Genomic DNA, 21,586 nt, shown 5'->3' on the forward strand with positions numbered 1-21,586 from the left:
CGGCCGGCCGCCGGGGCGCAGACGCATCCGACCCGCCTCAGCCCACACACACTCTCCAGGAGCTCTGAGCCCCATGGCACAACCGACGGCGCTGCGCGAAAGAACCGAGGCGGCGTCCTCCATCGGCGACCGGATCGACCGGATGCCCGTGACCCCGACCCACCGCAGACTCACCGCCGTGGTCGGTGTCGGCCTGCTCTTCGACACCTTCGAGAACAACCTCGCCGGCACCATCTCCCAGGTGCTCCAGGAGGACTTCGCCTTCAACGGCACCACCCTCAAACTCGTGCTCGCCTCGGCGTTCATCGGGCAGTTCTTCGGCTCCGTGGTCCTCGGACGCGTCGCCGACCGCTACGGCCGACGCCGCGCCTTCCTGATCAACCTCGCCCTGTACTCCGGCTTCTCCCTGCTCGGCGCGTTCTCCCCGAACGCCGCCTGGCTCATCGTCACCCGCTTCTTCGCCGGAGTCGGCATCGGCGCCGAACAGTCCCTGTCCGACTGCTACCTGGCCGACGTACTGCCCGCCAAACAGCGCGGCCGCTACACCGCCTGGGCCTACACCCTGGCCTTCTGCGGAGTCCCCGCCGTCGGCTTCGCCGCGCTGTGGCTGGTCCCCCTCAGCCCGCTGGGCATCGACGGCTGGCGCTGGCTGTTCGTCCTCGGCGCCGCCGGCTCGGCCGTCGTATGGATGCTGCGCCGCAACCTCATCGAATCCCCGCGCTGGCTGGCCGCCAACGGCAAGGAACAGCAGGCCGAAGAGCTGGTGGCACGTATGGAGGCCGAAGTGCCCGCCCCCGCCGCCGGGCGGGCCCCGGCACCGGCCGCGCCGCCCGCCGCCCGCCCCGCGGCGCCGCCCGCCCGCATGCGGGACGTGTTCCAGGCACGCTTCCGGCGGCGCACCGCCATGCTGTGGCTCTTCTGCACCCTCTCGGTGGTCGGCTACTACGGCTTCGGCGCGCTCGCCCCGCAGATCCTGGCCGCCAAGGGATACGACGTGGTCACCAGCATCGGCTTCACCGCCGTGTCCTTCCTCGGCTACCCCATCGGCGCGCTGCTGTCGGTGCCCGTGATGGACCGCATGGAACGCAAACGGCTCGTCGCCCTGTCGGCCGCGGCCATGGCACTGTCCGGACTCGGCTTCGCCTACGCCGGATCGGCCACGCTCATCATGGCCCTCGGCATCCTCTACACCCTGGTGAGCAACGTCTTCTCCACCGTCAGCCACGTCTACCTGGCCGAGCAGTACCCCACCCCGATCCGCGCGGCGGCCACCGGACTGGCGTACTCGCTGTCCAAACTCAGCGCCGCCGCCCTGCCGTTCGCCCTGCTGCCGGTGCTCGACACCTACGGCCCCGGCCCCATGTTCGGCGTCATCGCCGGCGCCATGGGCGCCCTGGTGGCCGTGGTCCTGCTGCTCGGAGGCCGCACCACCGGCGTCTCCGTCGACCGCGACTGACCCCGCCCCCGGGGCCACGAGGCGGATGCGGCCCATGGGGCGGGCCCGGCCGGCCCGGCGGATGCACGGGGTGACCGGGCCCGGAAGCACTGGCCATCGACGACACCGGCTTCCTCAAGGACGGGGGCGCCGCGGCGTGTGCGGCCCGGCAGTACACCGGCACCGCGGGCAAGGTCACCGACTGCCGGGCGGGCGTCTTTGCGCACCTGGCCACCGACCACGCCTCGGCCGCGATCGGCCGGCGGCTGCTTCCTGCCCGCCTCCCGGGACCCCGCCTCGCCCCAGACAGGCGCGGCCAAGGTCGCCCGCCGCACCCGCTGCGGCATCCCGGCCCAGGTGGGGCATGCGAAGAGGTGGCAGCCGTGGGGTCCGGCGCTCCGGCCCGCCCTCCGGGATGCCCCTGGCCGCGTTGGTGCGGCTGGCCGCACCAGGCTCAGGCCGGCGCCGCGTACAGACGCTGTCGTGGCGCCGGCCCGGTGTGATCAGAAGGGCGAGAGGACGGCCTTGGCCGTCGCAGGCGAGGTGGACCTCGGTGGTGGACCAGCCAGTCGATGCCGCCGGCGGCATCCGCCTGGGCCTGTATCTGTCGCAGGGCCAGGGTGAACACGTCGTCGATCGCTCAGCGGCGGAAGCAGGGGTGACCGTCTGCCAGGGCCCGTAGCCTTCCGGCGGGTCACGCCGCGGATGCCGGTACGGATCGTGCAGGCCATCCCGCTGACGACGACCTGACGGTCCGACGCCCGGGGCCGTCCGGTGACGGCCCGCGGTATCAGCGGAGCGACAAGTCCCCCTCACGGCCGGTGTGTTCATGACGGCTTACCCCCCCATGACCCACCACTCGATGATCTTCGAAGACGGACCCTGGACGCTGGAGCGGCGGCGCCTCGCGCTGCGCTCACCCGGGAGGGCGGCCGGACAGGTGACGCGGGAGCGGCGCGAGGGACCCGGGTTTGCGCCGCACGAGCGTATCCGGCGGCACGCCCGGGGGTGCGCCCGGATCACGGGGCAGTGTTCAGGTGAAAGAGTGATTCGTATGAAAATCATCTGAATTTGGAGGATTGCGCATGCTCCCCCCGACACCTCCCCATGCCATCGGCTCCCGCGCGGGTGCCACCGTCGTCCTCACTGTCCTGGCCGCGGCAGGCGCGTCGTGGTTGGCGGCGCCGAACGCGGCGGCTTTCGGGGGGAACGGCGACGCCGCCCTCCCCGCCGCGGGCGGCTACGGGGCCTACTGGTCGGGCTATGGGGTGAATGGGGGCGGCCCGGGGAGCCCAGGCGGACATGGGGTGCCAGGTGCTCCGGGAGGCCCTGGAGGTGCTGGGGGCCAGGGGGGTGCTGGCGGTCCAGGGGGTGCTGGGGGCGCGGGAGGCGGTGTTGGGGGCGCGGGGGGCGGTGTTGGGGGCGCGGGGGGCGGTGTTGGGGGCGCGGGAGGCGGTGTTGGGGGCCCGGGAGGTGGTGTTGGAGCCCCTGGAGCGCCCGGAGCCCCTGGAGCGCCCGGAGCCCCTGGAGCGCCCGGAGCCCCTGGAGCGCCCGGAGTTCCCGGAGCGCCTGGAGCGCCTGGAGTTCCCGGAGCGCCTGGAGCCCCTGGAGCGCCCGGAGATCCCGGGGCGCCTGGAGCGCCCGGAGCCCCCGGGGCGCCTGGAGCGCCCGGAGTTCCCGGGGCGCCTGGAGCGCCTGGAGCGCCCGGGGCGCCCGGGGCGCCCGGGCCTGCTGGACCCCCCGGGCCTGCTGGACCTGTTGGACCTCCCGGGCCTGCCGGGCCTCCCGGGCCTGCCGGGCCTCCCGGACCCCCTGGTGCTCCAGGCGCCCCGGGAACTCCAGGGGCCCCGGGGGCTCCCGGTGCTCCAGGGGCCCCCGGCGCCCCAGGCGGCCCGGGCGCTCCGGGCGGCCCGGGCGCTCCGGGCGGCCCAGGGGGTCCAGGCGACCCGGGGGCTCCGGGCGGCCCAGGGGCTCCGGGCGGCCCGGGCGCTCCGGGCGACCCGGGGGCTCCGGGCGACCCGGGGGCTCCGGGCGGCCCAGGGGCTCCGGGCGGCCCAGGGGGTCAAGGCGGCCCAGGGGGTCCGGGCGGCCCGGGGGCACCAGGGGCCGCGGGAAAGGGCGGCGGCGATCACGGCGGCCCGAAGGGTGGGGTGGACGCAGGCGGCGGCGGCCTCGCCGCCACGGCTGCGTCCCCCCCGGTGGTCGCAGCAGGGGCCGTGGGGCTGGTCGCGGTCGGCGCCGCCGTGTACGTCCGGCTGATCCGCCGCCGGCCCCGTGGCGCCGCGTAGCGGGCGCAGGCCCCGGTACCGGAGGCGCGCCTACCGACTGGCGAGGACGGCCGTGCTGGTGACCGTCCTGGCGACGCTCGGCTCGCGCTGCGTGGAGCTGTACGAACCGGCCACGGCCGGCCGGGCGGGCGGTACGGATGAAGCGGCGGCCGCGGCCGGCCGGGCGGGCGGTACGGGCGAAGCGGCGGCCGCGGCCGGCCGGGCGGGCGGTACGGGCGAAGCGGCGGCCCCGGCCGCGACCTCCCGCCCGCTGCCCCCGTCCCGGCCGACTTCCTTCCGGATGCCGTCGCTGGGCATCGACGCCCCGATCACCCCCCTCGGCCTGGACGCGAACCGGGAGCTGGAGACGCCGCCGGTGGACCAGCCCCGGCTGGTCGGCTGGTACCGGGGCGGGCCCATGCCGGGCGAGGCCGGTACGGCGATCGCCGTCGGCCACCGCGACACCCGTAGCGGACCCGCCGTCTTCGCCGGGCTCGCCCAGGTCAAGCCCGGCAAGACCGTCGAGGTGCGCAGGGCGGACGGACGTACCGCCGTCTACTCCGTGGACCGGGTCAGGGTCTTCGACAAGGCCAGCTTCCCCGACAAGGAGGTCTACGGCGCGACCGGCCGCCCGGAGCTGCGGGTCATCACCTGCGGCGGCCTGTTCAGCCGGCGCACCGGCTACACCAGCAACGTGGTGGTCTTCGCCCATCTGACCGCGGTGAAGTGAGCGACGCCAGGCCCTGCGAACGACCGGCGGCCACGGTGGGGCACGACCGGCGGCCGAGGGGCGGGGAACCGGCGGAGACGATAAGACGCGGCCGACGGCCCGGCCCGGCGGGACTCCGCGTCCGCGCCGGCCGGGCCGTCCGCGATGAGGCCCCGGCCGGCCTGCGCGCGCATCGCACGAAGGGAACTCCTGCGCCGGACACCAGGACATCCCCGGGTCACCGGCGTCAGCACCGGCCCGGGCCGCGCACGCGCGGCGCGTGGTGACCAGCCCGCCCGCCGAGGTGACGGCGATGAGGTGGCCCGAACGGCGCTTCCCCCTCTGCGGCAGCACGGCCCTGACCACCGCCACGGTTCCGCAGACGTTCACCTCGAACTGACGGCGCAGGCCGCCCGCCGGCGCCCCCTCGCGGAGGCCGTCACGGCCGTAGCCGGCGTTGGCGACGGGGACGTCAACCGGGCCCACCACCGACGAGCCGGGCGGTTTCCGGACCGACTGGGCGGCCGCTCGGATGATCCGCGCCCCCGTCCGGTCGCCGACCACGGCGGGCTGTTCGAGCCGCTGCGCGCCCGGCGCGTCCACGGCAGCGGGCACACCAGCCGGGCGACCCGGACAAGGCCGCGGCCGCGGTGCTGGCCTCGTGGCGGCCGACCAGCCCCCGACCCGCCTGCCGCTCGGCACCGAGGAACAGGGCCTGTCGTCACACTCCCGTCTGCCTCACGACGCCACGCACGCCCCCCGCCGCACCGGACCCTGACCCAGGTACGTCGAAGTACGAGGATCAGGGCCCGGAAACGGCGAGAGCGAGGCCCGCCCTCGGGGCGGACGGCGGGAGTGTGACGACAGGCCCTGGTGTGCGGCACTGGTGCCGCACCAGGCAACGTTCACCCGGCCGCGGCGCCCGGCACGCTCCCCCGAGCTCTTCGAGCAGGGGGGACCCCACTCGCCGCAACCGGCCGAAAGCCCGAGTACGTCCGGTACCAGGACTCCCGGCCGGCACTGCCCAGCCTCCGGCCGGGGGGACCCCCAGAGCACGCACCGGACGCCGCTCCTTGACGGGCGAACGCTGCCTGCCGCGGCACTAGCTGTGGACGACCTCGCTGCGCTCCGCGGCCAGGAACGCCGCCATCAAAGCCAGGGTCGAGTACTCCAGGGCGACGCTCGGGTCGAGAACGAGACCGAACTTCTCCTCGATGTCGCCGAACAGACCCAGCGCCGCCACCGAGTCCAGGCCGTACTCGACGTACGGGACGTCGGGGTTGATCTGCGAAATCGGCAGGGACACCTGGGTGCCCAGCCTCTCCGTGAGCCAGCCGAGAATCTCGCTCTCGGACATGACCGGCTCCCTGTCCGCCATGAGCAGCTCCTTACGTGTCCTCACGTGGTCCGTCGGCATCTGCCTACGCCCATTGCCTTACCTCCCCCCATCCTGCTCCCCGCCGCTCAACCCCGGCTTGACCCGGCCCGCCGCTCGCCGCCCGCTCCCCGCGTCCTCAAGCGGCTCTTGAGCCGCCCTTGGCATCGTCTCCACCGATCGGCTTCCACGGAGGGATCCAGATGAGTCCAGCCCAGGAACAGACACCGGCAGTCACCGACGCCCAGGCGTTCAAGGACGCCATGGCACTCCTGGCCGCCCCCGTCTCGGTGGTCACCGCCCTGGACGCGGCCGGCCGCCGCTGGGGGTTCACCGCGAGCTCGGTGTCCTCGGTCTCCCTCGACCCGCCCCTGCTGATGGTCGGCATCGCCCTCACCTCCAGCTGCCACACCGCCATGGCCCAGGCCGGCCAGTTCGTCGTCAACCTGCTCGGCGAACACCACCGCCCCATCGCCCAGCGCTTCGCCACCAGCGGCGTGGACCGGTTCGCCCCCGGCGACTTCGGCGCCTGGGAGGGCGACGCCGCACTGCCCTATCTGCCGGACGCCACAGTGCTCCTGCGCTGCCGCACCGTCGACGTGATCCGCGCCGGCGACCACGATCTGCTGCTCGGCACCCCCCAGCAGATCCGCATCCGCGACGAATCGGCACCGCCCCTGCTGTGGTACCAGCGCGCCTTCCACACCCCGGTCCCCGCCGCCGTCACCGCCTGACACGGCGAACACGACGCCCCACCCCCGGCACCGCCCCCCGGCGCCGCGGCCGGACCGGGCGCGCCGGTCCCGCGCTGACACGGCACCGGAGCCGGCCGCACCCCCGGCCGTCCGTCAGCCCGCAGTCAGCGGGGCGTCAAAGGGCGTCCCTACCGTGAGCTGTCCCAGGACCGGCCACCACGCATCCGAAGGACGTGCGATCATGGCGAACCCCGCCTACCCCATGGCCCGCCAGTGCCCGATGGCCCCGCCCCCCCAATACACCACGCTGCGGGGCAAGGGGCCCACCAAGGTTGACCTGCCCGACGGCGACTGGGCCTGGCTGCTCACCAGCTACGACGACGTCCGGCAGGCCATGAACGACCCGCGGCTCAGCTCGGACGATGCCAAGATGGCGCGCGCCCGCACCCAGCTGCCGCCCAACGAGAACCTCAACTCCTTCTGGCGCACGGACGAGCCGGAGCACGGCAGGCTCCGGCACATGATGATGACGGAGTTCACCGCCCACCGGATCAAGGAATGGCGCCCGCGCATCCAGGCCCTGGTGGACGAGCTCCTGGACCACCTCGAAGAACTGCCGCGCCCGGTGGACCTCTACTCCGAGTTCGCCCTGGCACTGCCCACCCAGGTGATCGCCCAGCTGCTCGGCGTCCCGCGGAAGGACTACCGGCAGTTCGCCCAGCAGAGCCGCACCATCCTGAGCCTGGACCGGCCCGAGGAGTCCTGGGCCGCCTACTACGAGATGAACGACTACCTCAACCGGCTCATCGAGGAAAAGGAGCGCGAGCCCGCCGACGACCTGATCAGCCGTCTGATCGTCGACCGGGTCAAGACCGGCGAGCTGGACCGGGAAGAACTGCTGCCCATGGTCCGCTTCATCCTCGTCTCCGGCTTCGAGACCACCACCAGCCAGATCGCGCTCAGCGCGCTGACGCTGATGACCAACCCCGAGGTCCGCCGGCAGCTGATCGAGGAGCCCGAGCGCATCACCGCCTTCGTGGAGGAGTCGCTGCGGTTCTGGTCCGTCTCCCAGGACAACATCCTGCGCGTCGTCGACCAGGACATGGAGTTCTCCGGGGCCGCCATGTCCGTGGGCGAACTGGTCGTCCTCGCCATCCCCTCCGCCAACCACGACGAGCGGGCCTTCCCCGACCCCGAGCGCTTCGACCTGGACCGCGGCGACAACCGCCACGTCGCCTTCGGCTTCGGCACCCACCTGTGCGCCGGCTCCTCGCTGGCCCGCCGCGAGGTCGACATCGCCATCACCTCCCTCCTCGCCCGCTTCCCCGGCATGCGCCTGGCGGTCGACGTCGACGAGCTGACGTTCCGGCAGAAGAGCCTGGTGTACGGCCTGGAGAACCTCCCGGTGACCTGGTAACCACCCCGCCCCCGGGGGGGAGCTCCGGCGGGGAGGCGGCCGGCCGCACACCGCGGCGCCCCGGCCCGCCCCCGGACCACCCCCGTACCCCCAGACCCGACCGCCGCACCGGAAACCGGCCGGCGGGACGGACGACCGTACGGTGAACGCCGGCGGCCCACAAGGCCGCCGAGCGGCCGCCGCTCCCACCCGAGCCGCTGTCACCGACGGGTCCTCTCGGCCGCTGTGCGTCCCAACCCCCCAGGACGCACAGCGGCCGACGCGTCCGCCCCGCCCGCCCGGTGCCCGGCCCGGGCGGCAGCCGGGTCCCGCCCCGGGCCAGACCGCCTCGTGACCGGATCCAGAGGCACTGAACCCGGCCGCGCACCGGTCAAGGACCGGGCTAGCGTGAGAGGCCGACCAGGAGGGGGTTCACCCAATTGCCTGCCACGACCACCGTCGATCTGCTGCGGCTCAGCCCCGACTTCGTGCGCGACCCCTACCCCGTCTACGCGGCGTTGCGCGCCCAGGCACCGGTCCACCGCGTCCGCACCCCGGACGGCCCGGAGATCTACCTCGTGCTCGGGTACGGCACCTGCCGGGCCGCGCTCACCGACCCCCGCCTCAGCCGCGACTGGCGGGGCTCGGGCAGACTGCGCCAGATCATCAACGCCGACGAGGACGACCCCAACCTCGCCCACATGTCGATGTCCGACCCGCCCGACCACACCCGGCTGCGGCGGCTGGTGACACGGGAATTCACCCCCCTGCGCATCGACGCCCTCGCCCCGCGCGTGCAGGAGATCACCGACCGGCTCCTGGAGGAGATGACGGCCAACGGCGCCCGCAGGGCCGACCTGGTGGACAGCTTCGCCTTCCCGCTGCCGATGAGCGTCATCTGCGAACTGCTGGGCGTGCCCGAGCTGGACCGGCAGGCGTTCCGCCACTGGTCCGACGAGATGCTCTCGCCCACCAGCCCGCAGGCCCAGGGCGCCGCCTACGCGAGCCTGGGCGCGTATCTGCCCCAGCTCATCGCCGCCAAGCGCGCCGGGCCCGGCGACGACCTGCTCAGCGCCCTGATCCACACCGTCGACGAGGGAGGCGACCGGCTCTCGCCGGCCGAACTGGTCGGCATGTGCAACCTGCTGCTGGTCGCCGGGCACGAGACCACGGCCCATCTGATCGGCAACGGCATGCGGGCGCTGTTCGCCCACCCCGACCAGCTGCGGCTGCTGCGCGGCGATGCCCGCCTGGTCGACGGCGCGGTGGAGGAGATGCTGCGCTACGACGGCCCGGTGGAGACCTCCCTGGAACGCCTCGCCCTGGAGGACGTCGAACTGGGCGGCGTACTGATCCCGGCGGGCTCCACGGTGCGGGTGGTCCTGGCGGACGCCGACCGTGACGCCGCGCGGTTCGCGCGGCCCGGCCGCTTCGACATCCGCCGGGACGCCCGCGGCCACCTCGCCTTCGGGCACGGTCTGCACCACTGCCTGGGCGCGTCGCTGGCCCGCCTGGAAGGCAGGATCGCGATCCGCAGCCTGCTGGAGCGCTGCCCGGACATCACCGCGGACACCGACGCCGGTGCCCTCGCATGGGTGCCCGGCATGCTGGTCAGGGGTGTACGGAAGCTGCCCGTGCGCTGGTGAGCCCGGCCGGGCCCGGCCGGTGAGGGGTCCGCCGGCCGGGCCCGCCGCGGCCGCGTCACGGCCGGCTCCCGGCCTGCCCGCCGTCGCCGAAGTCGGGGCGGACGTCCCGGGCGGCCATGATCTCGTCGTTGGAGGTGCCGGCGGCCACCATGGGCCACACCATCGCGTCGCGGTGGACGACGAAGTCGACGACGACGGGGAGGTCGTCGACCGCGTTGGCCTTCGCGATGACGGCGTCGAGGTCGGCGGGGTCCTCGCAGCGCAGCGCGACGCAGCCCATCGCCTCCGCCAGCTTCACGAAGTCCGGGACACGGGTGCCGTGGCGGGTGCCCTCGCCGGGGCGGCCGGCGTGCAGCGCGGTGTGGGAGTAGCGCCGGCCGTAGAACAGGGTCTGCCACTGGCGGACCATGCCGAGGGCGCCGTTGTTGATGACGGCCACCTTGATCGGGATGTTGTTCAGGGCGCAGGTGACCAGCTCCTGGCTGGTCATCTGGAAGCAGCCGTCGCCGTCGATCGCCCACACCGGGGTGCCGGGGCGGCCGGCCTTGGCGCCCATGGCGGCCGGGACGGCGTACCCCATCGTCCCCGCGCCGCCGGAGTTCAGCCAGGTCGCCGGCTGCTCGAAGCCGATGAAGTGCGCGGCCCACATCTGGTGCTGGCCCACGCCCGCCGCGAAGATCGTGCCCTCGGGGGCGAGCTGCCCGATCCGCTCGATGACCGCCTGCGGGGACAGCGAGCCGTCGCCGGGCTGGTCGTAGCCGAGCGGGTAGGTCTCGCGCCAGCGGCTGAGGTCCTTCCACCAGGCGGCGTAGTCGCCCCGGCGGCCCTCGGCGTGCTCCTTGCGCACGGCCTGGGTGAGATCCGCGATGACCTCGCGGGCGTCACCGACGACCGGCACGTCCGCGGCCCGGTTCTTGCCGATCTCGGCGGGGTCGATGTCGGCGTGGACGACCTTGGCGTGCGGGGCGAAGGAGTCGAGCCGGCCGGTGACGCGGTCGTCGAAGCGGGCGCCGAGGGCGACGATCAGGTCGGCCTTCTGCAACGCGGTGACGGCGGTGACCGCGCCGTGCATGCCCGGCATCCCCACGTGCAGCGGGTGGCTGTCGGGGAAGGCGCCCAGCGCCATCAGGGTGGTGGTGACGGGCGCTCCGGTCAGCTCGGCCAGCACCTTCAGCTCGGCCGTGGCACGCGCCTTGAGCACGCCGCCGCCGACGTAGAGGACGGGCCGCTTGGCGGAGGTGATGAGCCGGGCGGCCTCGCGGATCCGGCCGGGATGCGGCCGGGCCGGCCGCCGGGCGGGCCGCCGGGCGGACAGCGGCGGGAGGCGGCGGCGCGCCGGCCAGGAGTAGACGGCGGTGGCCTGGAGGGCGTCTTTGGTGATGTCGACCAGGACCGGGCCGGGGCGGCCGGTGGAGGCGATGCGGAAGGCCTCGGCGATCGTCCCCGGGATGTCCTCGGCGTCCTTGACGAGGACGTTGTGTTTCGTGATCGGCGTGGTGACGCCGATGATGTCCACTTCCTGGAAGGCGTCCGTGCCCAGAAGGTGGGCCGGCACCTGCCCGGTGATCGCCACGACCGGCACCGAGTCGAGATAGGCGTCGGCCAGGGGGGTCACCAGATTGGTGGCGCCCGGGCCGGAGGTGGCCATGCAGACGCCGACCTTGCCGGTGGCCTGCGCGTAACCGGTGGCCGCGTGGCCCGCGCCCTGCTCGTGGCGGACCAGGATGTGCCGCAGCCCGGCGGAGTCCATCAGCGGGTCGTACGCCGGCAGGATCGCGCCGCCCGGGATGCCGAACACCGTCTCGCAGCCGGCCTCCTCCAGGGCCCGCACGAGAGCCGCGGCGCCGGTCAGGCGGGTGCCCTCCGGTTCCGGGCGGGCCCGGTCCGCGGCGCTCTCCCGCGCGCCGGGGACCGCGCCGGGGACCGGGCCGGGGGCGGGGGCGGGGGCGGTGCCGAGGACGGGGCGGCCGGGTTCGGCGGGGTGGGTGCGCTGGGTGGTGCTCTCCATGGTGGTGTCGCCTCGTTCCCTCAGGACCATGTGATCAGCCGGCTGGGGTCCTCGAGGATCGCCGCGGTGTCGGCGAGGACCTTGGAGCCGAGCTCTCCGTCCACCAGGCGGTGGTCGAAGGAGAGTGCCAGGGTGGTGACCTGCCGGGGTTTCACCTTGCCGCGGTGGACCCAGGGCCGCGGCCCGATGGCGCCGACGGCGAGGATCGCGGACTCGCCGGGGTTGAGGATCGGCGTGCCGGTGTCGACGCCGAAGACACCGATGTTGGTGATGGTCACGGTGCCGCCGCGCATCGCGGCCGGCGCGGTGGTGCCCTCGCGTGCGGTGCGGACGAGCTGTTCCAGGGCGCGGGCCAGTTCCGGCAGGGTCTTGGCCTGGGCGTCCTTGATGTTCGGCACGAGAAGTCCGCGCGGGGTGGCCGCGGCGATGCCGAGGTTCACGTACTGCTTGAGGACGATCTGCTGGGCGGCTTCGTCCCAGGCGGCGTTGATGTGGGGGTTGCGGGCGATGGCGACCAGCAGGGCCTTGGCGACCAGCAGCAGGGGGCCGATGCGGAGGCCGGCCATCTCCTCGTCCCGCCTGAGCCGGTCGAGGAGCTTCATGGTGCGGGTGACGTCGACGGTCACGAACTCGGTGGCATGGGGCGCGGTGAAGGCGGAGGCGACCATCGCCTGTGCGGTCGCCCTGCGTACGCCGGTGACGGGCAGGCGGGTCTCCCGGGCGGCGGTGTCCGCCTGCGGGGGCCGGTTCGCCGGCGGGGCCGGGGGGTCCTGACGGGCCGGCTCCGGCCGGGGCGCGGCCGGGAGCGCGGCGTGCACGTCGTCGCGGGTGATGGTGCCGCCGGGGCCGGAGGGGATGACGACGCGCAGGTCGACGCCGAGGTCCTTGGCCAGTTTGCGCACCGGCGGTTTGGCCAGCGGCCTGTCCCCGCCCGGGGTGCCGCCCCGGCCCGGCACCCCGGGCGGGGCGGTCGTGCGCGCCCGCCGCCTGGCCGGGGCGTCGCTGACCCCGTACCCGACGAGGACCGGCTGCCGCCGCGGCGGCGTTTCGGCCTGCCCGGCGCTCTCCCCGGGCACGGCGGCCTCCTCCGCGACGGTGATGATCACCGAGCCGACCTCGACGGTCGTCCGTTCGGCGGCCAGCAGTTCCCGCACCACCCCGGTGTAGGGGATGGGCAGTTCGACGGTGGCCTTGGCGGTCTCCACCTCGCACACGGTCTGCCCGTCCGTGACCGGGTCGCCCGGCCGGACGTACCAGGTGAGGATCTCCGCCTCGGTCAGTCCCTCGCCCACGTCGGGCATGGTGAACTCGCGAACCACAGCTGGACTCTCCTCTCAGTACGCCAGAGCGCGGTCGACTGCGTCCAGGACCCGGTCGAGGTCGGGCAGGTAGGTGTCCTCCAGCCGGGACGGCGGATAGGGGGAGTGGTATCCGCCGACCCGCAGGACGGGGGCTTCCAGGTGGTAGAAGCTGCGTTCGGTGACGCGGGCGGCGATCTCCGCGCCGGCGCCGAAGAACACCGGCGCTTCGTGCACGGTCACCAGCCGGCGGGTCTTCTCCACGGAGGTCTGCAGGGTGTCGAAGTCGAGCGGGGACAGCGAGCGCAGGTCGAGCACCTCCAGCGACCGGCCTTCCTCGGCGGCCGCCCGCGCCGCGTCCAGGCACACCTTGACCATCGGCCCGTAGGCGGCCAGCGTCAGGTCCTGGCCCGGGCGTGCCACGACCGCGCGGTGCAGGGGGAGGGGGGCGGCGCCGGGGTCGACGTCGCCCTTGTCCCAGTACCGCCGCTTGGGCTCGAAGAAGATCACCGGGTCGTCGCCGGTGACGGCCTGCTGCATCATCCAGTAGGCGTCGCCGGCGTTCGACGGTGTCACCACCTTCAGGCCCGCCACATGCGCGAACAGGGCCTCCGGCGACTCGGAGTGGTGCTCCACGGCGCCGATGCCGCCGCCGTAGGGGATGCGGATGACGACGGGCAGCTTCACCTTCCCCAGCGAGCGGGCCCGCATCTTCGCCAGCTGGGTGACGATCTGGTCGTAGGCGGGGAAGACGAACCCGTCGAACTGGATCTCCACGACGGGGCGGTAACCGCGCAGGGCGAGACCGATGGCGGTGCCGACGATGCCGGACTCCGCCAGCGGCGTGTCCAGCACGCGTTCGTCGCCGAACTCCTTTTGCAGGCCGTCCGTGACCCGGAAGACACCGCCGAGCCTGCCGACGTCCTCGCCCATCACCAGGACCTTGGGGCCGGCCGCCAGGGCACGGCGCAGCGACTCGTTGATCGCCTTGACCATGGGCAGCTTCTGTACGGTCATGCTCACTCGTCCCTTCCGGCCGCGTCCGCGAACGTGGCCTGGTAGGCGGCGAAGCGGGCGCGTTCCTCGTCGACCAGGGCGTGCCCGTCGGCGTGGACATGGGCGAAGATGTCCCCGGGATCGGGATCGGGGGTGGCGCGCAGCCGGCCGCGCAGGTCCAGGGCCTTCTCCTCGCACCGCGCCGCGACCGAGTCGAAGTAGGCGCCGTCGGCCCAGCCCCTGGCTTCCATGAGGGTCCGCAGGCGGGCCAGCGGGTCCCGCAGGTTCCAGTACGCGACCTCCTCGCCGTCCCGGTAGCGCAGCGGATCGTCGGAGGTGGTGTGCGCGCCCATCCGGTAGGTGAACGCCTCGATGAGGGTGGGGCCCTCACCCGACCGCGCCCGCTCCAGAGCCCACTTGGTGACGGCCAGGCAGGCCAGTACGTCGTTGCCGTCGACGCGGACACCGGGGAAGCCGAAGCCGTCGGCGCGCTGGTGGAGAGGAACCCGGGTCTGGCGTTCGTTGGCCTCGGAGATGGCCCACTGGTTGTTCTGGCAGAAGAACACGATGGGGGCGTGGTAGACGGCCGCGAAGTTGAACGCCTCGCTGACGTCGCCCTGGCTGGTGGCGCCGTCGCCGAAACAGGTCAGGACGGCACCCGCCGTGCCGTCCTTGGCCAGGCCCATCGCGTACCCGGTGGCGTGCAGCACCTGCGACCCGATGACCAGGGTGTAGAGGTGGAAGTTCTTCTCCGCCGGGTCCCAGCCGCCGTTGCTGACGCCGCGGAACATGCGCAGCAGGTCCAGCGGGTCGACGCCGCGGCACAGGGCGATGCCGTGGTCGCGGTAGCTGGGAAAGACGTAGTCCGCCGCGCCCAGGGCGTGGCCGGCGCCGATCTGGGCGGCCTCCTGCCCCAGCAGGGACGGCCACAGCCCCAGCTCGCCCTGACGCTGGAGGGTGACGGCCTCGGCGTCCATCCGGCGGCTCCACGCCATGTCGTGGTACAGCTTCCGCAGGCCGTCCGGTGAGATCTCGGCCTCGTGGTCCGGATGGGAGGTCAACTCCCCTTCGTGGGTCAGGAACTGCACGGTTCCCGTTGTCACGCGAGCCTCCTTGCAAGCCGTGAGGACCGCTACGGCCCTCATCCAGAGCGTGGCGTGAACGCGTGGAGTCCCACTTGAAGGGTTCTGAAGCTGACACCGGCCCGCCCCGGTCCGTGCCCGCTTGTTGACTCCCACCCGCTCGCTCCGTAGGTTCCTCGCGGAAACATTCGGGCCGCAGTCGGCAAGTTTCGACGGCGTTCTCCGCGCCGCTTACCGGCCCCGGCGCGGGAACGCGCAAGCCGCGACGTGGGGAACCCCATGACCTCCGTACTCGAAAGATCCCGCCGGGCGCTGGCCCGGCTCGTGAAGAAGGCCGCGCCGGTGGTGCGCACGGCCGCGGTCGCCGGTGCGGCCGTCGCCGTCACCACCACCGTCTCGGCCCTCGGCGCCCCCGGGAGCAGTGCTGGGAGCGCCGCCGGTCCGGGAGCGGCGCCCGGCGGTGCCCACTGGGTGGACACCTGGACGTCCATGCCGCAGCTGACCGAGCCTCACAACATGCCGCCCGCCCCGTTCACCGGGGACGAGCTGGTCCTCGACGACAGCACCGTGCGGCAGACCATCCGCACCACGATCGCGGGCGACCGGCTGCGCCTGCGCTTCTCCAACGCCTTCGGCGGCGCGGCGCTGCCCATCACCCGGGTCTCGGTGGCGCTGCCCGCCGGCGGCGCCGCGGGCGTGGCGCGGATCGAGCCGGGGACGTCCCGGCCGGTCACCTTCGGGGGACGGCCCTCGGCCGTGGTGCCCACGGGCGCGCAGATGGTCTCCGACCCGGTGCACATGAAGGTGCCGGCCCGGACCAACCTGACGGTGACGGTGTACCTCGCCGACGGGCAGGCGTCGACGTCCATCACCTCGCACCCCGGATCGCGCACCACCTCGTACCTGATCAAGGGCGATCACACCACCGCCACCGATCTGCCGGGCGCCACCGGGGTCGACCACTGGTACTTCCTCAGCGGCGCCGAGACCTGGGCCCACCCGCGCGCCGCGGCCGCCGTCATGCTCGGCGACTCCCTCACCGACGGGCGCGGCTCGACCACCAACGCCAACAACCGCTGGCCCGACCTGCTCCAGGACCGCCTGGCGGCCACGGCGCCCACCGCGCACGTCGCCGTCGTGAACCAGGCGGCCGGCGGCAACCGCGTCCTCAACGACGGGCTCGGCCCGAACGTGCTGGCCCGCCTGGACCGGGACGTCCTCGCCCGGAGCGGGGCACGGTGGCTGCTGGTCTTCGAGGGCGTCAACGACCTGGGCACCGCGCAGGCCACCGAGGCCGCCCAGCGGCGCACCGCCGCCGACCTGATCGTCGCCTACCGGCAGATCGTCACCCGCGCCCACGCCCAGGGCCTGCGCGTCTACGGCGCCACCCTCACCCCGTTCGGCCGGAACCAGATGTACGACGACCCGGGCGGCGTGCGCGAGGCGGCCCGGCAGCGGGTCAACGACTGGATCCGCACCAGCGGCACCTTCGACGCGGTCATCGACTTCGACCGGGCCGTCCGCGACCCGGACGCCCCGGCCCGTCTGCACCCGCTCTACGACGAGGGCGACCACCTCCACCTCAACCCCGCCGGCTACGCCGCCCTGGCACGCGCGGTTCCGGCCGGGCTGTTCCGCTGACCGGCCGCGGCCCCCTGGCCGTGCCGCGCCGCGCGGTATCGCCCCGGCGCGGCGCGGCCGGGCGGCCGGCGGCTCAGACGGTGGCCCGGGGCTGCCGCGGGCCGAGGTAGTGCACGGCGGTCTGGCCGGTGTGCGGGGCGAGCAGGTCCCGCAGTTCCTCCGCGGCCGTCTTGAGCAGATGCCCGTCGCGGGAGGCGTCGAGGGTTTCGAGGGCGAAGACGACGCGGGCGGAGTCCTCGGTGACGCGGGTGCGGTGGGCGTCGCGGTGGTTCCAGTGGCGGGTCAGGACGCCGGTGGTGTCGGCGTAGACGATCTCGCCGGGCTTGGGGTTCTCCACGGTGCCGGGTTCGCCGAGCGGGGTGAACTCCTCGGTGCCGTCCGCGTACCGGATGTCGACGTCGCCGGTGACGTGGTCGAGGTCGAAGGCGCCGGCGGGCAGGCCGTGGCGGACGGAGACGGCGTTGTAGGAGTCGACGGCGGGGTTGATGCGCGGCAGCGAGCCCTTCTTGGCCATGCGGCGGCCGAGCGCGTCGACGCTGGGGCGGATGCGGCGGGGGTTGGTGCCGAAGGAGCGGTAGGCGGTGTGCCAGGCCTCGATGCGGGGGTCGGCCTCGTCGGCGGGCCGCCAGGAGCCGTCGGCGAGCTGCCGCTCCAGCCGTTCCAGGGCGGCGGTGGTGTGGGGCCAGGGCTCGTGGCCGCGCAGGCCGGTGGCGGTGACCAGGGCGATGAGGGTGCCGGGGAAGGCGTCGGCGACGGCGGGGCTGATGCGGAAGGCGGTCATGGCGGGGTTCTTCCGTTCCGGTGCGGGTGCAGGCAGGTGAAGACTGAGGCGGGTGGGGGAGGGGGGCAGGGGGTCAGGGCCGCCAGGGGCCGAGGCGGTCCAGGCGGCGGCGCTGCCGGTGTGCGGCGGGCACGTCGAGGGCCTGGCCCCGTGCGGTGAGGCGGTCGGCGACGGCGGCGCGGTGTTCGACGGGTTTGTGGTCGTCGTACTTGAACTTGGCCCGCACTTCGGTCACTTCCAGCCGCAGGCCACGGATGCCGGGCAGCATCCGGCCGTAGGGCGGCCGGCCGGCGGCGACGGGCGCGTGGTCGCCGTCGGGCTGGAAGTGGGCGAGCTGGCGGCGCAGCAGGTCGGCCTTGGCCTCGGGATCGTCGACGATGTGGGCGCGGCAGGTGAACTGGACGGCCGCGTAGTAGCTGGTGGGGACGCCTTCGGCGGGCGGGGTGCCGGGCCCGGCGCGCCAGGGGCCGGGGACGAAGGCGTAATCGCCGATGACGGTGAAGGTGACGGCGGGGTCGTGCTCGATCGCCTTCCAGACCGGGTTGGGGCGGGCGAGGTGGACCAGGAGGTGGTCGCCGTCGCACGTGAAGTGGGTGGGGACGACGGCGGGCGGGTGGCCGGGCAGGCCGTTGACGCTGAGCTGGCCGAAGTCGTGGCCCTCGGCGATCCAGGCCCGCCACTCGGTGTCGTCCAGGGCGGCGTCCCAGGGCTGGATGAACATGGGTGTCTCCTTGCGGGGCGGTGCGGTGGTTCAGGTGAGGGCGAGAAGACCGACCGCGACGGCGGCGGTGCCCAGGCCGGCGAGCTGGCCGCGGTGGATGCGTTCGGCCAGCACGCCGCGGGCGAGCAGGACCGTCCCGGCCGGGTACAGGGCGGTGATCACGGCGACGACGGTGAGGTCCCCGCCGCGGGCGGCGAGCAGGAACAGCAGGTTCGCCAGCGAGTCCAGCACACCGGCGGCGGCCGACAGGGCGTAGGCGGGCCTGTCGGGGCCGAGCCTGCGGTGCAGGATCCCGGCCGCGCCCAGGGTGACCGCCGAGGAGACCGCCCTGCCGATGATCAGCGGGGCCACGCCGCTGCCGGCGGGCGCCTGGTGCAGGAAGACCAGCTGGAGGGCGATGGCGGCGCCCGCGCCGAAGGCCAGCAGCAGCGCCGTCCGCGACGGCCGCGCGGCGCCCGCGCCGTGCCCGGCGCTGACCAGCACCACCGCGAGGAGCGCGAGCGGCAGGCCCAGCAGGCCGGCCATGCCCAGGCGCTCGCCCTGGAACAGGCCCACGCCGACGGGCAGCGCGGCGGACACCAGCGCGGTCACCGGCGACAGCACGTTCATCGGGCCGATGGCCAGGGTCTTGTAGAGCAGGGCGAACGCGGCGGCCGAGGCGACGCCGGAGGCGGCGCCCCAGCCCAGGGCGGCGGGGCCGAACGAGGCGCCGAGCACGGGCCACAGCAGCAGCTCCACCGCCAGGCTGGCCGGGGCGGCGACCATCACGGTGCGCAGCACGTGGGCCTTCCGGGCGCCGAGGCCGCCGAGGAAGTCGGCGCATCCGTAGGCGAGCGAGCTGCCCAGGGCCAGCAGCAGAGCGATCACGGTACATCCCTTACTATGTCAACGGAACGACTGAAACGTACATCCAAACGACCGCCTGGTGTCAACCAAACGACCGCGCGGTACATTCCAGTGGCCCAGGTGTGAGGGATGGTGACCGGATGGCCGAGACCGAGGCGGCTCTGCGCACGCTCGCGCACAACGTCAGGGCGGCCCGTACCCGCGCGGGCCTGTCCCTGGACGAACTGGGCCGCCGGGCCAGGGTCAGCAAGGGGGCCCTGGTGGGGCTGGAGAAAGCCCAGGGCAACCCGAACTTCGCCACCCTGGTCCGCCTCGCCGACACCCTCGGGATCTCGGTGTCCGCCCTGATGGAGGGGCCGGCCGAAGGCCGGGTCCGCGTCGTGTCCGCGGACGCCGTGATGCCGCTGTGGGCGGGGGAGCGGGGCAGCGAGGCCCGGCTCATGCTGACGACCTCGGGCCCCGCCCCGGTCGAGGTGTGGCGCTGGCGGCTGGAGCCCGGCGAGGAGTACCCGAGCCATCCCCACCAGGCCGGCGTCGTCGAGACCGTCAGCGTCACCGCCGGGCGGATGACCCTGGTCGTCGACGGCGCCGAGCACCTCGTGGCGGCCGGGCAGACCGCCACCTTCGACGGCGACGCCCCCCACACCTACCGCGGCTGCGGCGACGAGACCTGCCACCTGATCATGACCGTCCACCTGCCGCCCGGCCCCGTGCCCGCCAGCTGACCCGCGGCCGGCCGCGCGCACCCCCGGGCGGCCCGGTCCCCCGAGGGGGGATGGCGCTCTGCGCGCCGGGTGGCCCGGTCCCCCGAGGGGGGATGCCGCTCTGCGCGCCGGGCGGCCCGTTTCGCTCACCGGCCGCGCCCGCGGTCCGGGAGGAGCCCGCGGGTTCTGCGGGCCCGCGGCGGTGGTGCCGCGGCCCGCGCCCTGCGGCCGCCCGCGGGGCTCAGGCGTCCCTGCGCCTGAGCGACCACCATCCCGCCAGCACCGCGGCGGCCGTCCACAGCGCCGTCACCGCCAGACCCGCCAGCGGCGCCAGGTCGCCCGGCGGGTTCGCGTACAGGACCTGCTGCCCGGCGCGGTCGGGGAGGTAGGCGGCGACGGACCCCGACGTCTCGCCCAGGACCAGGGAGACGACGAGGATGAACGGGATCAGGATGCTGAGCACGGCGAGGCCGCTGCGCAGCACCGCCGTCAGGCCGGCCGCGAAGAGCGCCATCAGCGCGAGGTAGACCGCCCCGCCCAGGCAGGCGCGCAGCGCGTCCCCGTCGCCCGGGCTCAGCGCCGCGTCGCCCAGGAAGGCGCTGCCGCCCAGGAACGACACGAACGTCGTCACCAGTCCCGTCGCCAGTGCCAGGCCCGCCACGTTCGCGAGCTTCGCCGCGTAGAACAGGCCCCGCCGGGGCACCGCCGTCAGCGAGGCGCGGATGGCTCCGCCCTGGTACTCGGACGACACGGCCATCGTGCCGAAGGAGACCGCCGCGATCTGGCCCAGGTTGAGGCCGATGAAGACGGAGAAGAGCGCGTCGAAGCCGGGGCTGCCCACCTCGGAGTCGCCGGTCGCCGCGTTGCCCGCGACGGCGAAGCCGGCCGTCAGCAGGAAGACGGCCGCCAGCGACCACACGGTTCCGCGCAGGGTCCTGATCTTGATCCACTCGGAGCGGAGTACGGCTGCGGGGGACATGGTTCAGGCCTCCTGCCGGGTGCGTGCGGTGAATTCGGTGACGGCGGCGGTCAGGTCGAGGTACGCCTGCTCCAGCGTGGCCTCCTCGGCGGCGAGTTCGAGGAGGGCGATGCCCTCCCGGGCGGCCAGCGGGCCGATGGCGTCGGTCTCGGCGCCGTCGACCAGCAGGCACCCGCCGTCCGACTCGACGGGGGTGTGACCGTGCCGCAGCAGCACCTGGCGCAGCCGTGCGGGCTCCGTCGTACGGACGCGGGTCCGCGGCCTGACGCGGGCCGCGATGAAGTCCTTGGTCGGGGTGTCCGCCAGCAGCCGGCCCCGCCCCAGGATGATCAGGTGGTCGGCGAAGGAAGCCGTCTCGCCCATCAGATGGCTGGAGACCAGCACGGTGCGGCCCTCCCGCGCGAGACGGCGCAGCAGTTCGCGGATCCAGATGATGCCCTCGGGATCGAGGCCGTTGGACGGCTCGTCGAGCAGCAGCACCCGGGGATCGCCGAGCAGGGCCGCGGCGATGCCGAGGCGCTGGCGCATGCCGAGGGAGAACGTCTTCACCCGGCGGGAGGCCGCGCTCGCGATGCCCGCCAGTTCCAGGACCTCCTCCACCCGCCGGCCGGGGATGCGGTTGCTGGCGGCCAGTGCCAGAAGATGGCCGCGGGCGGTACGGGAACCGTGTGGCGCCTGGGCGTCGAGGAGGGCGCCCGCATGCCGCAGCGGCTCCTCCAGCCGCGTGAACGGGTGGCCGCCGACCGTCGCCGTGCCGGAACTGGGGCGGTCCAGGCCCAGGATGAGGCGCATGGTGGTGGACTTGCCCGCTCCGTTGGGGCCGAGGAACCCGGTGACCTGGCCGGGCCGGACGGAGAAGGTGAGGCGGTCGACCGCGCGCACCTGCCCGTAGACCTTGGTCAGGCCCTTCACGTCGATGGCTGTCATGGTGACGACGGTGCCGCCCGGGGACGGGTCCCCGCTTCCCCCGGCGAAGGGAACGCCCTCCCCCGCGCGGGGGAGAGGGC

The 21,586-nt window shown here is 74.2% G+C and carries 18 protein-coding genes and 2 pseudogenes; 9 read left to right on the plus strand and 11 right to left on the minus strand.

All coding sequences use genetic code 11. The annotated features are described in order from the left end of the window. Nucleotides 1-73: 73 nt before the first annotated feature. From AB0L74_RS30525 to AB0L74_RS30540, 4 genes and pseudogenes are all read left to right on the plus strand, one after another. Entirely contained in the window at nucleotides 74-1,456 is a 1,383-nt protein-coding gene (locus AB0L74_RS30525; RefSeq protein ID WP_365659455.1) for an MFS transporter, read from the plus strand. Nucleotides 1,457-1,539: 83 nt separating this feature from the next. Further along, a pseudogene (locus AB0L74_RS30530) lies at nucleotides 1,540-1,938 on the plus strand (transposase); the annotation flags it as partial. A 799-nt stretch (nucleotides 1,939-2,737) separates the two neighbouring features. Further along, complete coding sequence (locus AB0L74_RS30535) at nucleotides 2,738-3,694, plus strand: hypothetical protein (protein ID WP_365659458.1); 957 nt, start codon at nucleotides 2,738-2,740, stop codon at nucleotides 3,692-3,694. Nucleotides 3,695-3,709: 15 nt separating this feature from the next. Beyond that, nucleotides 3,710-4,432: a class F sortase gene (locus AB0L74_RS30540; RefSeq protein WP_365659461.1), complete on the plus strand. Its 723-nt coding sequence runs from the start codon at nucleotides 3,710-3,712 to the stop codon at nucleotides 4,430-4,432. 267 nt (nucleotides 4,433-4,699) lie between these two features. Here AB0L74_RS30540 and AB0L74_RS30545 read toward each other — a convergent pair. Together AB0L74_RS30545 and AB0L74_RS30550 are read right to left on the minus strand one after the other, a co-directional pair. Next, a pseudogene (locus AB0L74_RS30545) lies at nucleotides 4,700-5,113 on the minus strand (SDR family NAD(P)-dependent oxidoreductase); the annotation flags it as partial. Nucleotides 5,114-5,513: 400 nt separating this feature from the next. Beyond that, nucleotides 5,514-5,789 carry an acyl carrier protein gene (locus AB0L74_RS30550; RefSeq protein ID WP_365659463.1) on the minus strand — a complete coding sequence of 92 codons (276 nt, stop codon included), beginning with the start codon at nucleotides 5,787-5,789 and terminating at the stop codon, nucleotides 5,514-5,516. Nucleotides 5,790-5,989: 200 nt separating this feature from the next. On the opposite strand from AB0L74_RS30550, the gene AB0L74_RS30555 reads away from it, so the two are divergent. The 3 genes from AB0L74_RS30555 to AB0L74_RS30565 all read left to right on the plus strand — a co-directional run bounded on the left by AB0L74_RS30555 (nucleotide 5,990) and on the right by AB0L74_RS30565 (nucleotide 9,523). Beyond that, a complete protein-coding gene (locus AB0L74_RS30555) occupies nucleotides 5,990-6,520 on the plus strand; it encodes a flavin reductase family protein (protein ID WP_365659466.1) in 531 nt (176 codons plus the stop codon). 202 nt (nucleotides 6,521-6,722) lie between these two features. Next, nucleotides 6,723-7,898: a cytochrome P450 gene (locus tag AB0L74_RS30560; protein ID WP_365659469.1), complete on the plus strand. Its 1,176-nt coding sequence runs from the start codon at nucleotides 6,723-6,725 to the stop codon at nucleotides 7,896-7,898. A gap of 419 nt (nucleotides 7,899-8,317) precedes the next feature. Then, complete coding sequence (locus AB0L74_RS30565; protein ID WP_365659471.1) at nucleotides 8,318-9,523, plus strand: cytochrome P450; 1,206 nt, start codon at nucleotides 8,318-8,320, stop codon at nucleotides 9,521-9,523. Nucleotides 9,524-9,578: 55 nt separating this feature from the next. Here the strand turns inward: AB0L74_RS30565 and AB0L74_RS30570 are convergent, their stop codons facing one another. Genes AB0L74_RS30570 through pdhA form a run of 4 tightly spaced genes read right to left on the minus strand, consistent with a single transcriptional unit; the run spans nucleotide 9,579 to nucleotide 14,928 of the window. Beyond that, nucleotides 9,579-11,531 carry an acetolactate synthase large subunit gene (locus tag AB0L74_RS30570; RefSeq protein WP_365659474.1) on the minus strand — a complete coding sequence of 651 codons (1,953 nt, stop codon included), beginning with the start codon at nucleotides 11,529-11,531 and terminating at the stop codon, nucleotides 9,579-9,581. A 20-nt stretch (nucleotides 11,532-11,551) separates the two neighbouring features. Next, nucleotides 11,552-12,832, minus strand: coding sequence for a dihydrolipoamide acetyltransferase family protein (locus AB0L74_RS30575; RefSeq protein ID WP_365659555.1), 1,281 nt, complete (start codon nucleotides 12,830-12,832; stop codon nucleotides 11,552-11,554). Between the two features lie 33 nt (nucleotides 12,833-12,865). After that, nucleotides 12,866-13,846 carry an alpha-ketoacid dehydrogenase subunit beta gene (locus AB0L74_RS30580; protein ID WP_365659476.1) on the minus strand — a complete coding sequence of 327 codons (981 nt, stop codon included), beginning with the start codon at nucleotides 13,844-13,846 and terminating at the stop codon, nucleotides 12,866-12,868. 2 nt (nucleotides 13,847-13,848) lie between these two features. Then, the gene (gene pdhA / locus AB0L74_RS30585; protein WP_365659479.1) at nucleotides 13,849-14,928 is read right to left on the minus strand and encodes a pyruvate dehydrogenase (acetyl-transferring) E1 component subunit alpha; all 1,080 of its coding nucleotides are present in this window, start codon (nucleotides 14,926-14,928) and stop codon (nucleotides 13,849-13,851) included. Between the two features lie 321 nt (nucleotides 14,929-15,249). Here pdhA and AB0L74_RS30590 point away from each other — a divergent pair, with 321 nt between their 5' ends. Continuing rightward, complete coding sequence (locus AB0L74_RS30590) at nucleotides 15,250-16,548, plus strand: SGNH/GDSL hydrolase family protein (protein ID WP_365659557.1); 1,299 nt, start codon at nucleotides 15,250-15,252, stop codon at nucleotides 16,546-16,548. Between the two features lie 73 nt (nucleotides 16,549-16,621). On the opposite strand, the gene AB0L74_RS30595 is transcribed toward AB0L74_RS30590, so the two are convergent. The 3 genes from AB0L74_RS30595 to AB0L74_RS30605 all read right to left on the minus strand — a co-directional run bounded on the left by AB0L74_RS30595 (nucleotide 16,622) and on the right by AB0L74_RS30605 (nucleotide 18,917). Continuing rightward, nucleotides 16,622-17,329 (minus strand): phenylalanine--tRNA ligase beta subunit-related protein, encoded by a 708-nt coding sequence (locus AB0L74_RS30595; protein ID WP_365659482.1) that lies wholly within the window; start codon nucleotides 17,327-17,329, stop codon nucleotides 16,622-16,624. Between the two features lie 73 nt (nucleotides 17,330-17,402). After that, nucleotides 17,403-18,050, minus strand: coding sequence for an FMN-binding negative transcriptional regulator (locus AB0L74_RS30600; RefSeq protein ID WP_365659485.1), 648 nt, complete (start codon nucleotides 18,048-18,050; stop codon nucleotides 17,403-17,405). Between the two features lie 30 nt (nucleotides 18,051-18,080). Further along, complete coding sequence (locus AB0L74_RS30605; protein ID WP_365659488.1) at nucleotides 18,081-18,917, minus strand: EamA family transporter; 837 nt, start codon at nucleotides 18,915-18,917, stop codon at nucleotides 18,081-18,083. Nucleotides 18,918-19,036: 119 nt separating this feature from the next. Here AB0L74_RS30605 and AB0L74_RS30610 point away from each other — a divergent pair, with 119 nt between their 5' ends. Beyond that, nucleotides 19,037-19,621 (plus strand): XRE family transcriptional regulator, encoded by a 585-nt coding sequence (locus AB0L74_RS30610; protein WP_365659491.1) that lies wholly within the window; start codon nucleotides 19,037-19,039, stop codon nucleotides 19,619-19,621. A gap of 220 nt (nucleotides 19,622-19,841) precedes the next feature. On the opposite strand, the gene AB0L74_RS30615 is transcribed toward AB0L74_RS30610, so the two are convergent. Together AB0L74_RS30615 and AB0L74_RS30620 are read right to left on the minus strand one after the other, a co-directional pair. Beyond that, nucleotides 19,842-20,579 (minus strand): ABC transporter permease, encoded by a 738-nt coding sequence (locus AB0L74_RS30615; protein WP_365659494.1) that lies wholly within the window; start codon nucleotides 20,577-20,579, stop codon nucleotides 19,842-19,844. A 3-nt stretch (nucleotides 20,580-20,582) separates the two neighbouring features. Continuing rightward, the gene (locus AB0L74_RS30620) at nucleotides 20,583-21,506 is read right to left on the minus strand and encodes an ATP-binding cassette domain-containing protein (protein ID WP_365659497.1); all 924 of its coding nucleotides are present in this window, start codon (nucleotides 21,504-21,506) and stop codon (nucleotides 20,583-20,585) included. Nucleotides 21,507-21,586 lie beyond the last annotated feature (80 nt).

The sequence above is a fragment of the Streptomyces sp. NPDC052020 genome (assembly GCF_040680575.1).
In the GTDB taxonomy this organism is placed as follows: Bacteria; Actinomycetota; Actinomycetes; order Streptomycetales; family Streptomycetaceae; genus Streptomyces.